Source organism: Methanospirillum stamsii (assembly GCF_003173335.1).
Lineage (GTDB): Archaea > Halobacteriota > Methanomicrobia > Methanomicrobiales > Methanospirillaceae > Methanospirillum > Methanospirillum stamsii.
In genome coordinates, this window is the sequence record NZ_QGMZ01000018.1 from 43,638 (window position 1) to 56,926 (window position 13,289).

The 13,289-nt window shown below is 46.4% G+C and carries 16 protein-coding genes; 6 read left to right on the top strand and 10 right to left on the bottom strand.

Features of this window, described 5'->3' with window-relative positions:
- Positions 1-73: 73 nt before the first annotated feature.
- Genes DLD82_RS09170 through recQ form a run of 6 tightly spaced genes read right to left on the bottom strand, consistent with a single transcriptional unit; the run spans position 74 to position 5,012 of the window.
- Entirely contained in the window at positions 74-337 is a 264-nt protein-coding gene (locus DLD82_RS09170; RefSeq protein WP_109940825.1) for a 4Fe-4S binding protein, read from the bottom strand.
- Between the two features lies 1 nt (position 338).
- On the bottom strand, positions 339-866 hold the full coding sequence (locus DLD82_RS09175; protein ID WP_109940826.1) for a 2-oxoacid:acceptor oxidoreductase family protein: 528 nt from the start codon (positions 864-866) through the stop codon (positions 339-341).
- Positions 867-1,973, bottom strand: a complete 1,107-nt coding sequence (porA, locus tag DLD82_RS09180) for a pyruvate ferredoxin oxidoreductase (RefSeq protein ID WP_109940827.1) — start codon at positions 1,971-1,973, stop codon at positions 867-869.
- Positions 1,967-2,872: a thiamine pyrophosphate-dependent enzyme gene (locus DLD82_RS09185; RefSeq protein ID WP_109940828.1), complete on the bottom strand. Its 906-nt coding sequence runs from the start codon at positions 2,870-2,872 to the stop codon at positions 1,967-1,969. The genes porA and DLD82_RS09185 overlap by 7 nt, the downstream gene beginning before the upstream one ends.
- Positions 2,873-2,920: 48 nt before the next feature.
- Positions 2,921-3,205 carry a YkgJ family cysteine cluster protein gene (locus DLD82_RS09190; RefSeq protein ID WP_109940829.1) on the bottom strand — a complete coding sequence of 95 codons (285 nt, stop codon included), beginning with the start codon at positions 3,203-3,205 and terminating at the stop codon, positions 2,921-2,923.
- Complete coding sequence (gene recQ / locus DLD82_RS09195; RefSeq protein ID WP_245920407.1) at positions 3,198-5,012, bottom strand: DNA helicase RecQ; 1,815 nt, start codon at positions 5,010-5,012, stop codon at positions 3,198-3,200. Before recQ ends, DLD82_RS09190 begins: the two co-directional genes overlap by 8 nt.
- Positions 5,013-5,195: 183 nt before the next feature.
- On the opposite strand from recQ, the gene DLD82_RS09200 reads away from it, so the two are divergent.
- Positions 5,196-5,768 (top strand): chemotaxis protein CheW, encoded by a 573-nt coding sequence (locus DLD82_RS09200; RefSeq protein ID WP_109941061.1) that lies wholly within the window; start codon positions 5,196-5,198, stop codon positions 5,766-5,768.
- Positions 5,769-5,772: 4 nt separating this feature from the next.
- Here the strand turns inward: DLD82_RS09200 and truA are convergent, their stop codons facing one another.
- Together truA and DLD82_RS09210 are read right to left on the bottom strand one after the other, a co-directional pair.
- Positions 5,773-6,591 carry a tRNA pseudouridine(38-40) synthase TruA gene (gene truA / locus DLD82_RS09205; protein WP_109940830.1) on the bottom strand — a complete coding sequence of 273 codons (819 nt, stop codon included), beginning with the start codon at positions 6,589-6,591 and terminating at the stop codon, positions 5,773-5,775.
- On the bottom strand, positions 6,558-7,223 hold the full coding sequence (locus DLD82_RS09210; protein ID WP_109940831.1) for a CehA/McbA family metallohydrolase: 666 nt from the start codon (positions 7,221-7,223) through the stop codon (positions 6,558-6,560). The genes truA and DLD82_RS09210 overlap by 34 nt, the downstream gene beginning before the upstream one ends.
- A gap of 46 nt (positions 7,224-7,269) precedes the next feature.
- Between DLD82_RS09210 and DLD82_RS09215 the strand changes: the two genes are divergently transcribed.
- Genes DLD82_RS09215 through DLD82_RS09235 form a run of 5 tightly spaced genes read left to right on the top strand, consistent with a single transcriptional unit; the run spans position 7,270 to position 11,440 of the window.
- The gene (locus tag DLD82_RS09215; protein WP_109940832.1) at positions 7,270-8,688 is read left to right on the top strand and encodes a dihydropteroate synthase-like protein; all 1,419 of its coding nucleotides are present in this window, start codon (positions 7,270-7,272) and stop codon (positions 8,686-8,688) included.
- Between the two features lie 57 nt (positions 8,689-8,745).
- A complete protein-coding gene (locus DLD82_RS09220) occupies positions 8,746-9,117 on the top strand; it encodes a Mov34/MPN/PAD-1 family protein (protein WP_109940833.1) in 372 nt (123 codons plus the stop codon).
- The gene (locus DLD82_RS09225) at positions 9,114-9,587 is read left to right on the top strand and encodes an adenylyltransferase/cytidyltransferase family protein (protein WP_109940834.1); all 474 of its coding nucleotides are present in this window, start codon (positions 9,114-9,116) and stop codon (positions 9,585-9,587) included. The genes DLD82_RS09220 and DLD82_RS09225 overlap by 4 nt, the downstream gene beginning before the upstream one ends.
- Positions 9,584-10,078: a DUF367 family protein gene (locus DLD82_RS09230; protein WP_109940835.1), complete on the top strand. Its 495-nt coding sequence runs from the start codon at positions 9,584-9,586 to the stop codon at positions 10,076-10,078. Before DLD82_RS09225 ends, DLD82_RS09230 begins: the two co-directional genes overlap by 4 nt.
- Positions 10,079-10,129: 51 nt before the next feature.
- Positions 10,130-11,440 (top strand): tetratricopeptide repeat protein, encoded by a 1,311-nt coding sequence (locus tag DLD82_RS09235; RefSeq protein ID WP_109940836.1) that lies wholly within the window; start codon positions 10,130-10,132, stop codon positions 11,438-11,440.
- 1 nt (position 11,441) lies between these two features.
- Here the strand turns inward: DLD82_RS09235 and DLD82_RS09240 are convergent, their stop codons facing one another.
- Both DLD82_RS09240 and DLD82_RS09245 read right to left on the bottom strand, forming a co-directional pair.
- Complete coding sequence (locus DLD82_RS09240; RefSeq protein WP_109940837.1) at positions 11,442-12,023, bottom strand: DJ-1/PfpI family protein; 582 nt, start codon at positions 12,021-12,023, stop codon at positions 11,442-11,444.
- A 27-nt stretch (positions 12,024-12,050) separates the two neighbouring features.
- Entirely contained in the window at positions 12,051-13,196 is a 1,146-nt protein-coding gene (locus DLD82_RS09245; protein ID WP_109940838.1) for a hypothetical protein, read from the bottom strand.
- Positions 13,197-13,289: the final 93 nt, after the last annotated feature.

Sequence of the window (13,289 nt, forward strand, 5' to 3'; positions counted from 1 at the left end):
TGCACCAGATTGTAAAAAAGTTGTGAATTAGTGAACCAGTATTTATATGTGTGTGGGGCCCCCAGGAATCAGGTTACTCAGGGGTAGTGCTTCCTTCGCGGACCATCTCTATGGCTTTTTTCGGGCATTCTGCTGCACAGATCCCACAACCCTTACAAAAGACGAGGTCAATATCATAATTTTCATCAATGACCCCGTCAGGGCAGTACATGGCACACATTCCGCAAGCATTGCATTTATCCTTGTCCACAACCGGTCTGAAAACCCTCCAGGTACCGGTTTTTCCACATGCTCCCTCTACAGGCCGGGAAATTGCAAGTCTTTCTCTCTCTGCCATATCAGACCAGCTCCTCGAATGCCATAAGTGCAGCCTGATAATTCCTCTCATCAGAGAACATCTCTTTTATCGCCGCACTTGCTGACTCTCGTGAGAAAAGACCCATTTTTGCCAGTGCCCCAATGACGGGGGTATTCAGGATTGGGCTTCCTGCAACGATGAGGTTAATTTTCAGTGCGATTCCGGTCAGGTCAACAAGACTTACCTTGTATCCTGCTGCCTTTGCCGGAACCTCAGTTGCGTTGATAAGCACTTTTCCATCAGGTTTAAGCCCGTCAAATACATTAACCAGGTCAATAATTGAGGGATCCAGTACTACAACCAGGTCCGGGTTATGAATCTGTGAATAAATTTTGATCGGCTTGTCATCGATCCTGATAAACGAGACAATGGGCGCCCCACGTCTCTCTGCTCCATAGAATGGTGCCGCAGTTGCATATTTACCGTCTCTGAAGGCAGCTAAAGCCATCAGTTTGGCTGCAGTGACTCCTCCCTGCCCTCCTCGTGAATGAAGACGTATCTCAAACATTCAGGCATCAACTCCGAACCAGGTTTCCTCTCCAATACGCCGGTTCCTGATAAATCCGGCAATATCGTTGTATGTTACTTCCTGACCACCAATTCCAGCAATAACATTGTAGCACTGCCTTCCGGTCTTCGCCCGAATGGATGATGCCAGGATACCACCAAAACCAAAGGAATAGTTACGGTCAATCACAACAAGTTCCCGGTCCCCAAGGTCAAGCTCCGGGAATGGCCGGATCCACCTGACCCGCATGGCACCGGCTTTTACTCCTTCATCACGCAGGATGTCAACCGCTACTTCTGCTTCCTTACCAAGGGTTCCCATGGAAAGTACCAGGACCTCAGCATCCTCACACCGGTAATTCTCGGTCCATGAGTATTTTCTGCCAAACTTTGTTGCAAATGCATCTTCAGTTTCACGAATGACTGCAACCGAATCACGCATGGAGCGTTCGATATCATACCGGATCCGGAAATAATCTGTGGAAGGGGTCATACATCCATACCCTGCCGGTGCTTTGGTGTCAATTGCATGATCCAGCATCAGTGGCGGGATGAAGTCCCCGATTTCGCTTTCTTCAAGTTGCTGAGTGATGTGTGACAGGGAAAATCCGTCAAGGTTTATCATGACCGGGAGGTAGACCCTGCGGTCTTCTGCAATCCTGAATGCCATGATGGTTGCATCATAGGCTTCCTGCACGGTTGCAACGTAGACCTGCAGCCATCCGGTATCCCGTGCCTGGAGTGAATCAGTATGTTCAGCCCAGACATTCCATCCTGGTCCAAGAGCACGGTTTACATTGGCCATAACAATTGGAAGCCTTGCCCCTGCTGCCCAGTTTACCATTTCATGCATATACAAAAGGCCGTGTGAACTGGTTGCAGTAAATGTCCGGATTCCGGTGATGCTTGCACCGATACAGGCAGCCATGGCAGAATGCTCACTCTCAACCGGAATGTACTTGGACTTTAAACTTCCGTTTGTTACATAATTTGCAATCTGTTCAACAATTTCAGTCTGCGGGGTAATCGGGTATGCAGCGACAACCGCAGGAATGGCCTGTCGTACTGCTGCAGCAACTGCATTATTACCGGTTGAGATGGTCAGCATCCTTCAGCCTCCGCCTTGAGCATCCGTAAATTCCGTTCCATTTCGCCCCGAACTGTTTTTACCTGTTCCTCTTTTAATCCGGAGAATCTGCCCTGCATTTTGAAATAATCTTCAAGCGGGGCTGGTTTTATCATTGCAGCTTTTGTAGGTCCGCTAATCGTGAGGAGATCGTATTCACGTTCGTACATCGCCCAAAGTCCGGTCTTTACAGCCATCTTACCCACTTCTATGGTCTTTGAGGCATCGTACCGCCATCCCGGAGGACAGGGAGCCAGGATATGCATAAACTTCGGGCCCTTAATAGAGAGGGCTTTTTGGACCTTTTTTGCCAGATCCTGAGGATATGCACTGCACGCGGTGGCCATGTACGGCAGATTGTGTGCTGCAATGATCCTATCAAGGTCTTTCTTTTTGTGCACTTTTCCACCCGGAGTTGTGGTGGTCCGTGCACCAATCGGTGTTGATCCTGATCGCTGCATACCGGTGTTCCCATATGCCTCGTTATCATAGCAGATATACAGGAAGTTGGTTTCACGTTCCAGTGCTCCTGAAAGGGCCTGAATACCGATATCAACCGTTCCCCCGTCACCTGCATAGGCGATTACGTTCGTATTTTTTCCCATGGATTCGAATGCAGCTGCCATCCCTGATGCAACTGCAGCAGCAGCAGCAAATGCTACGTTGTAGACCGGGATGTTAAAAGCGGTATTCGGCCAGACCCCCTGCAGAACACTAGTGCAGCAGGCGGGAACTACCAGGACAGTGTCCGGACCAGCCGCCTTGAGCACGTGTCTGAGAATGAGGGACGAACTGCACCCTGCACAAGCAGAGGTACATTTACAGATATATTCAGTCGCAGAAGTCCCTGACATGACAATCTGTACCCGTATGTCTGTCATGATAAATAATGATGGATGAGTCAGATCTGGAAATGCCCTATCTGACTATCAACTACAAATGAATTTCTTACAATGTTCTGGCCTGGATGAATAGATGGTGCAATAAAAACTCTCTTGATCCTGCCTGAGGAAGGGACAGGCCTCAGGATACTGGTTCATAGAGTCTTTATCCCGAAATGCTGTCAGGTAATCTTCTCCGATCCTGGCCCGAAACCGTTCTTTTGTCAGCGAAAAAAGGCAATAATGCTGCGCTTCCCCTATGCTTCGTTCAATAACCATGTACCGTCTCATATGCAGGCAGCATTTCCCACACCTGGTGCAGGATTTATCCATTTACTGCCTCATGATCGGCATATGCATTGATAGCTTCAAGGAAGAATTTTCCATATTGCTCCAGTCTTCGCTCCCCTACTCCGTACACAAAACGCATATCATCAAAATTTTTTGGTCTTCGTTTTGCCATCTCGCGAAGAGTGCGATTTGGAAATATCCGGAATGGTGGCATATCATGCTCGTCAGCCAGGGTCTTTCTTACATCCCGAAGTATTTCATAGAGGTTGTTCTCGGCAGGTGTTGCCTCACCCTCTGTCATTTCTCCGGTAAGTGCTGTCTGAAACTCCGGTTCTCCGATTCTGACCGGAACATCTCCGGTGAGTGCCTTTTGTGTCCGTGAATTCTTTCTGACCACGGGAAATTTTGAAGTTGTCCGGGATAGATACCCACAGGCAATCAGTTCACGAATCCAGTATACCCAGAGGCCTCTGCGGTTATTTTTCCCCTTTCCAAAGCAGGAGAGGGAATCATGCCCTCTCGAAATCACCTTCTCATCCGGAGTTCCTGACAGGACATCTGCCAGATAGGAGACACCGTAATCTTCCTTCAGTTCATCCATACAGGCAACAATAGTCGCAAGTTTATCCCTGCAGTCGATGGTTTTTCTCCCTGTCAGACAGGAATCACACATCCCGCATGAGGACTTGTCCCAGTTCTCTCCAAAATAGGTGAGCAGTACTGCCCGGCGGCAGGCACGCGACTCACAATATCCTATCATCTCATGCAGTTTTCGCATTGAAACCTGGCGTTCTGTCCCGTCAGCCATCTGTTCAATCAGGTACTCTATCTTCCTGAAATCCCCCCGTGAATAGAGGAGAAGACACTCTGCTGTATCGCCGTCTCTTCCGGCTCTTCCTGTTTCCTGATAATAATGCTCAAGATTTTTCGGAAGATCGTAGTGAACAACAAACCTGACATCAGGTTTGTTAATCCCCATTCCAAACGCAACCGTGGCAATTATTATCCTGACTTCATCCCGTAGGAACTTGTCCTGTGTTTCATGTCTCAGAGATTTTGGAAGATCGGCATGATAAGGCAGAGCAGAAAATTTGTTTTTCTGTAGAATTTTTGTAAGATCTGCAACCTGTTTTTTGGAAAAGCAGTAGACAATTCCTGACTGGTTTTTATGTTCCTGTAAAAACCTGACCAGCTGCGTTTCAGCGTCCTCTTTTTTCTCTATCCGGTATACCAGGTTATCCCGGTTAAATGTCCCGATAAAAACCGCCGGATCGGTAAGAGAGAGTTCGGTGATAATATCATTTCTCACCGATGGGGTTGCGGTTGCGGTCAGGGCGATGATAGGCACATGTTCAAAATTTTTTCGGATAATTGATAGTTTTCTGTATTCCGGTCTGAATTCATGTCCCCATTGAGAGATACAATGTGCTTCGTCGATTGCAAAAAGACTGACCTGAATGGTTTTTAAAAAATCCAGGAAAACCGGTTGCACCAGTCGTTCAGGAGATATATAAAGGACTCTTAAGGTATTGTTTTTTATTGATTCTTCAATCGATCTCTTATCTTTCAGGTCCTGAGTACTGTTGAGAAATGCTGCAGGAATTCCTGCTTCTGCAAGACAGTCTACCTGATCTTTCATCAGGGCTATTAATGGGGAAATGACAATTCCAATTCCGTCCCTGATAAGTGCCGGTACCTGGTAGCAGAGAGACTTTCCCCCTCCGGTTGCAATGACCGCAAGAACATCTCTTCCATTCAGTACCTGGGTTATAATCTCCTTTTGTCCTGGCCTGAATGAACGAAAGCCAAACCACCTTTGCAAGACCTCTTCCGGTTTAGGGCCTGACATCCGGATACAGGTTATATTCTCTATCAGAAAATTGCATCTTTTCCTAGAAATAATCCGGAGCATATTTTGGTCTGTATATTTCCATGACGAAAGGTTCATGAACCTGAACCCTGATACGATAACAGCAAAGAAAAAATCTAAGGTTTATAATTATAAACCCGGGTTGTGTTAATGGGGGTAATCATGGGAACATTTCTTGTAGACTATCAAAACCAGGAAGAAACAAAAGAAGAAAAGTTTGAAGAAACCCTGCAGGCGGCAAAAAAGATCCGGGCCAGTTCGAAAGGGGCAGGTAATCTCCAGGTTGTTGAGTTCATCCTGGGAAACGAACTGTTTGCTATTGATCTCTTTGACACCAGGGAGGTCATAAATTATACTGATATTACTCCGCTTCCAAACACTCCCTCATTCATTAAAGGAATAATTGACCTTCGCGGAATCATCACCACCATCATTGATTTAAAAGAGATGATGAACATCACGATTGAGGCTGAAGGTAAGAAAAAATCACGAATCATTGTTCTGGATGCAAATGTATCAGAGAAGATGATCGGGGTTTTGGTGGATGATGTGCTTGCCGTATCAACCTACACTGATAATGATATTGACAAGGAATCTCATGCATCCAAAACAAGTGACAGGGATATTCTCGGTATCATCAGAAAAAAGGTGAAATCAGAAGGCAGGGAAAAAAGTGACCTTATCATCTGGCTTGATATCAAAACCATGATCCAGAAGGTAGAACAGGATCTTTAATTCATCAGGACATAAGCAGAGTATACACTTTTCCTATCAGAAGGTGGTACTCTGTTCTCTCTTTTAGTTTCCTGGTTTTAAGACCGGGTAATGTCATGTTCTGCCAGGAAAGACTGGTCTTTACCTCCCACAAGACCAGGCCGTCAGGTGGCGCAGGGTTTATCTTATTTGTGCATGAGCCTTCCAATAGCCGGGAGAGTTCCCGAACCGTCATACTCTTATCACCAATACTAAGAAGTGCGGAAGCGATACATCTGACCATATGCCACAGGAAACTGTTTGCAGTAATTTCAAGCCAGTAACCTGTCCCGTCATATTGTATTTCAATTTTGTCAATACTTTTTACCGGGTTTTTTCCCGGTTCTATCCGTGCAAAGCAGGTAAAATCATGTGTTCCCAGGAATAGGGATGCCGCCTCCTTCATGGCCTCTATGTCCGGAGGGATTTGTGAATAGTAAAATCGGTAGGTCCGGCTCAATACATCATACCGGGGATAAAATCCGGGAGGTGTATAACTCCAGGAATTCACCCAGATATCCGGAGGGAGTTGCCCGTTTATTGCCCTGACTGCCAAATCCGGTTTTGTCGTGCTAAATGCCAGGATCTGGCATCTGGCATGGACTCCCCGGTCGGTCCTCCCTGACAGAGCCAGCCTTGAATCTTTCCTGCTTGTAATGAGCCCTGCCCGTAGACATGCAGCTTCTATCTCTCCTTCAACGGTGCGTTTATCCGGCTGAAACTGAGATCCTGAAAAAGATGTACCGATATATCCGATTTGAAAGGCAAGTCTTACTTGTGTATTCGTCCCCGGATCTTCCGCCATGAATTTCTCAAAGATTGTTTGGTGTATATTCTGACCGGGGTCTTCCTTCCTGCAGGTCTTGTTTTACCGTTGACTATTGCCTCAAGTATGTCATCGATATTCTTCTCTGCATCAATGAGTGTCCGTCCGTACCCGACAAATCGTGCGTTATGGGCGTCACTTCCCGCCACTGCAGGTTTTCCCAAGGTTCGTGCAAGTCTCATTGCCCGCTGGTTGGCATGAGGAATCACGTACCGGCTGTTATATACCTCGATAGCATCCGCAGCTCTGAAAGACTCCGGGCATTTTAATGCCGCACCATGTCTGTACCGGTGAAACGGATGAGGAAGGATGGTAATACCGCCTTCATCCCTGACCATCTGAATCGTCTCAAGGATTGGAAGACCCTGATCAGGCTTTGTCTCTATCCCGAGAGCGATGAGATGTCCTTCCTTTGTTGAAATCTCAACACCTGGAATTATCAGGATGTCTGTGTCAATGGTGCGGGCAATTGCATGTGCCTGCATGGTATCATGGTCGGTGATTGCAATGGCATCAAGACCTGCTGATGCGGCAGCAGAAAGAACCTGTTTGACCGTACTCTCCCCGTCTTTGGAACAGGAGGTGTGAATATGGAGATCGGTTGAGAGCATCTGTAACTACTATTCTTTTTATCTCACCGGTATTAAGGAAAGGGTGATGAGGATCCTTCTTCCCACCGGGAGGGTTACCGAAGAACTTGTCCGGAGAGCAGCGGCAGGATTTGATGCAGATGTCGCAATAACCGGAGAACTGGCCTCTTTTCTATCTCCCGCCCAGTTATTGTCCCTCCTGCGTTCCAGTGGCAATATATACGATATGGTGCTCGTATCCGGTATGTGTACTGCATCTTTCCAGGAGGTCGAGGAAGAATGCGGCATACCGGTATATCGCGGTCCACGCCATGCTGCTGACCTTGGTTTTATCCTGCCGCTTGTCAGAGAGATAGAACTTTCCCGCGAAGTGCCTGCCGATGAGTTGCTTGTAGGCCGGCGCAGAAAAGAAGCATATTCCCGGATTGCAAAATGCGAGCATGATTCTGAACCGGTATTTGAGATCAGGGGTGTAAAAATTGGGAATAAATCCCGGATAAAAGTCCTTGCGGAGATCATGGATGCTCACCGGCATCCGGATATTTTACGTGCCGCATCATCATTTTTTGAAGCGGGGGCTGATATTGTTGATATCGGGTTTGGATTTGACGCAACAGCAGAGGATGTAAAAAGAGTTTTCTCCCTTCTCTACCATATTGATGGGCCTCTCGCCATCGACTCACAGGATCCTGCCCTCATAGACGCGTCCCTCTTTCGTGTAGACCTAATCCTCTCTCTCCATGAAGAAAATATCGGGGTTATCGGTCATCAGGTTGCACAGGCCAGTTGCGGCGCTGTTGTTGTTCCGGGAAAAAAAGGACTGGATGATAATATCCGTCTTGCAAAGGAGGCTGGAATCAAAAAGATCATCGCCGATCCTCTCCTTCAGCCGTGTGGTTCCGGTTTTGTAGAATCGCTTTGCCGGTTTAAATCTTACAGTGTCCCTGTTTTTTTTGGTGCCGGTAATGTTATCGAACTCTTCGATGCTGATTCAGTTGGAATGGCTGCCTTGCTTGCAGGAATGGCATATGAAACTGGGGCGTCGGTAATTTTCTGTAGTGAGCACAGTGATAAAACACAAGGTTGCATTGCCGAAATGCGTAATGCCACTGATATGATGGCCCTTATGGAGAATCGTCCTTACCCGAAAGATTTGGGTATTGATTCATTTGTAATCAAAGAAAAAAGACGAAGACGAGAACCCCCTCTTAAATATGCATCTGTTACCTCAGCACTGACAATGCCAAAGGAGATTGAATATGATCCCTGTGGCAACTTCCGGATTGGTATTGAGGACGGATATATCGTTGCCGTTCGTAACGGTAGGGCGGTCAGGGGAGAGCGATGGCAGGATGTCTTATTTACCCTTCTGCAGGAAGGCGGAGTATCCCTGATGGACCATGCAGGGTATCTTGGTGCAGAGTTATACAAAGCTGAACTGGCCATCAGGTTTGGTCGAAGTTTTGAGCAGGACGGGTCGTTCTGATCAGAATTACCTTGTATCATAAGAACCGATGAATACGAAGTACCTCTTTCAGTAACCATGAATATATCAGCAATAAAAAGGGAGAAACTAGATCTCCTTCTTGCCATGGGACGCAATTCACATCCGAGAGAGTTTGCTGCATTGTTATCTGCAACATCCGGAGTAATAACTGATGTCAGCCTGATTCCGGGATCTATCGGTGGAGAAGCGAGTGCGCAGATTCCTTTTGAAATGGTGCCCCTCAATCTTGGCATAATCGGGAGTGCACACAGTCATCCGAATGGAGCAATATGGCCTTCTGATGCGGACATCCGGTTTTTCGCGGTGAGCGGGAGTTGTCATATTATTGTCGGGTATCCGTATGGTGAAGATGACTGGCGGTGTTTTCACCCGGATGGTAGCCCTCGCCCCCTGGAGGTTGTTGAATGATCCGGGTTGTTGCAACCGGAACCTTTGACATTCTCCATCCTGGTCATCTCTGGTACCTTGAGCAGTCTGCAGCGTTAGGTGATGAACTGTTCGTCATAGTTGCACGTGATGTAAATATCAGGCATAAACCAAAGCCTGTTATCCCTGAACAGCAGCGACGTGCCATGGTAGGGGCTCTGCATCCGGTGAGTCGCGCAGTCCTTGGAGACTCATCTGATATGTATAGACCAATCCGGGAAATAAAACCGGATATTATCACCCTTGGCTGTAACCAGCATTTTGATGTCTCCAGGCTCCGGAAGACATTACAGGATCAGGGAATTGCAGCGCAGGTGGTCAGAATATCTGAATATACTGATTCAGCGTTTACCAGTTCAAGAGATATCGTCAGGGAAATAATCAGGAGGGCCAATCAGCCTGACATGCAAAAACCGGATAATTCCTGGCATAATGAAGGTGACCATCAATGATACCACTGCTGGCATACCGGGACAACTCCTGCGATCCCAGGAAATGCACCATGAAAAAACTTGAGCGGGCAGGCATGGTCCGCCTCTTTCCAAGGTTGTCAGCAATACCAAGGAACAGTCTTATTCTTGACCCAACCGCAGAACAGGCTCTCTCTTTTGCAGACCGGGAAAAGACCCGGACAATAACCGCTCTTGATTGTTCCTGGGAAGTTCTCAATACCGACAAAGTCCGTTCGTGGAAGTTCAAACGTGCTCTCCCATACCTCCTTGCAGCAAATCCGGTAAATTTTGGCAGGCCGTTTCGTCTGACTTCCATTGAGGCAATGGCAGCAGCTCTTGTAATTCTGGGGGAGCCTGGCCAGGCAGAAGAGATACTCTCAAAGGTCAGTTGGGGAATCAGGTTTTTGCAACTCAATGAAGAACCGCTTAAGGCATATGCATCAGCTCCTGACAGCGCTGCGGTCATAGCCATCCAGGCAGAGTTCTTCTGACTGATTCTTTTTTACCCTGAACAACCCAGTTACAAGTAGGATGAGGATCTGATGGGCATAAGAGACTGGATTGGAAGCCAGGAAGCAAGTTCTGCAGCCCCGTATTGTCAGAAAGGGGAGAGTCAACTGGCAAGGGAGAAATTTGATGCAGCAATCCAGAATTTTAACCGGGGGATAGAACTTGACCGCAGTCATGTCGGCTGCTGGATAGGGATGGGGAGAGCTTTTTTAGGTCTTGAAAAATATGACCGGGCTGATGATTGTTTTGTCAGGGCACTGGAGATTATTCCGGATAATCCTGAAGCCCTTGCAATGCGTGCCTCGGTTCTTCGTCTTATTGCTCTTCAAAATCAGGATCCGATGAGATGTCTGGAAGCGGTTGAGCTTTGTAACAAGACCCTGAAGATAAGTCCTGATTCCAGTCCTGCCCTTCATGAGAAAGGAATGGCACTCTGGACACTCGGGAAGCGTGATGAAGCGATGCTCCTTTTTGATCAGGCAAAAAAGATCGATTCAAATTACCAGTACCCTTGGGACCTCAAAGGCCGGTACTTATTTGAAAAGAGACAGTTCCATGAAGCAATAGATGCATACGAAGAAGCAATTCAGAAAAAACCACAGGATCCCGACCTCCTGTTCCAGCAGGGAAGAGCATTAATGAAGATAGGGGGGTATCATTCGGCAATCAATTTTTTTAAAAAATGCCTGAAAATCCGCCCGGACTTTCCTTCTGCATGGTTACTGCTTGGAAATTCGTATAAAGTGCTTCACCAGTACGATGATGCGATTGAAGCATACGAAGAAGCCATGGAGCGTGATCCGGGAAGCACGAAATACCGCAAGCACATTGCTGATGTATACCTGGTAAAAGGCAAAGAGGCTCTCTACAAAGATGGTGAACCCCAGGCATCCATTGAATATTTTGACCAGACCCTCCGGATGATTCCCAATCACATCACAGCATGGTTTTCAAAAGGGGTTGCATATAAAAAACTTGGTGCATACCGGAATGCAACTGCCTGTTTTCTCCGGGTAGTGGAAACAGATCCTCAGAATGGGCATGCCTATTATGAGATGGCTCAGATTCTTGAGAAAACTCATAATGTTGAGGAATCCATCCGGTGTTATATCGAAACCGTCCGGTGTGATCCGTCTCATACCGATGCAATGTACAAACTGGGAAACCTGCTCATGGAAAGCGGGGATTATAAAAATGCAATTGCATACTTTGACCGGGTACTGGATAAAAAACCGGATTCATCCGTCACCTGGTTTGCAAAAGGAAAAGCTCTCCAGAGACGCGGGCAACAAAAGGATGCTGAACGATGTTTTGAAAGGGCCGGAAAACTTGCTATCCGGTAAATCAGATGTCAAAACCTAATTTATTAGGTGCAGGGACCACCTGGGGGCCGTTAAATTCCGGGTTTCCAAGAAGGTACTCAACAATTAATTCGGCAAACCGTTTTGCATCACCTGGTTCACGTGCAGTAACCAGGCGGTCAAGAAAGACAACCGGTTTATCCTCATATTTCACATCCATCTTCATCATTTCCCTGATGGGGTTTCCTTTTATTACTGTTGCCGGCCTTTTTTTCAGTATTCCGGCACGGGCCATCACAACCGGTGCAGTGCTGATGCCCCCGATCACTTTTTTATGAATCCTGAAGATTTTCACAAGTTCTAACAGGTCTGCATTATTCCAGAAATGAGCCTGAGCTCCATTCCCTCCCATGATGGCCAGGGCGTCAAATTCTTCTTCTTTTTTCAGGATGACATCCTCAAAACTGAATTGAACATATACCCTGCCTCCAAAGGTACCTTTTGCCTGTCCTGCTTCCCGTGAAGCAAATTCATAGGGCATTTTATTCTGATCAAAGACTGCCATTACCTGGGCTAGTTCTTTGTCATGATATTGAGCTGGTGGAACTGCGATAAGGATTTTCATGAAAAAAAGGATGTATCCGGATTATGATTATGTGTCTGTTTCAGTCCAGCCAAGTTGTTCAGCCATGGATGTTGTAACATATCCAATTGCTCCATATTCATCCCATGCAGATCCTGCCAGTTCCACTTCGCCAAATTCAGGGAAATCCGGGAGGGTGTTATTGGTGGAATCAGTCAGGATATCATCGAAATGGGTAATTGCTTTGCCTGCTTCGGTATAATATTTCTTTGATTTATCGTAGTTTTCCTGTCCGTTTGAAACAGAAGAAACATAGGTTCTATCATTCGTGTAATCTTCATAAGCATCCCGTGCCTGTGTGATAAGGTAGAAGAACGCATCAATATACTGGGCTTTTTCATAGAAATCTTCAGCAATATTCTTACCAATAAGATCCATATAGGTGCTGTCTGCCCACTCAAGTCCTTCTCCGGTCATAAACTTCTGACCTTTGGATGTTATCACTTCTTTTGATACCGGATTAACTTCAGCTTCTTCAGCGTTTAGTACATAATCTTCAAACCATCTGATGGTAGTAGTTTTAAATTCATCAGTCTGATCAGGGTTTTCGGAGTTAGGGGTACTCTGTTCAATTGGAATACTTATCTCCAATCCTTCAAGAGTTGTTGCTTCACTGGACTCAGATTCGGTTGGCATTGGATCAGAAGAAGATGGCATCGTATACATCGTTTGATCAGGGAACAAATCCTTGATATTACTCCAGTATTCTGTTGCAGCCTTTCTGTATTCGTCTGCGACATTATAATACTCAGAACCATCAGTCGTTTTTGAGACTGAATTTATGTATTGGTGGTAGTCTTCGTATGTTGATCCTGCCTCTGATGAATAGTACAGGTATGCTACAATGTTATTCGCAGTTGGCAAAAAATCAGGGCTTACATTTTCTGAAATCAGGCGATAATACGCATCGGTAAGATCACTAAGTTTTGCACCGGTCGGAACGGTCGTGTTTGATATTTTTTTTATGACACTTCCGGCATCAGCTAAAAATCCTTCATCATTATAGGGACTCGCATCGGAAGGTGCCTTCACACTCAGTGGCATCACTTCGAACTCTGGTGCAAATCCGGCGCTGCAGATAGTAACGCAGAGCACCAGCGCAGCGATACCGGATATAATATAGAGAACACTGCGTTTCATACTCTCAGTCATCATGTAGTGAACTCAAAAAGGTTTCCTATGGTTCTATCCGGATAGTTTATCTTTGTGTCATACTGCGCCTGATAACTGATATACCCATTCCAAGCT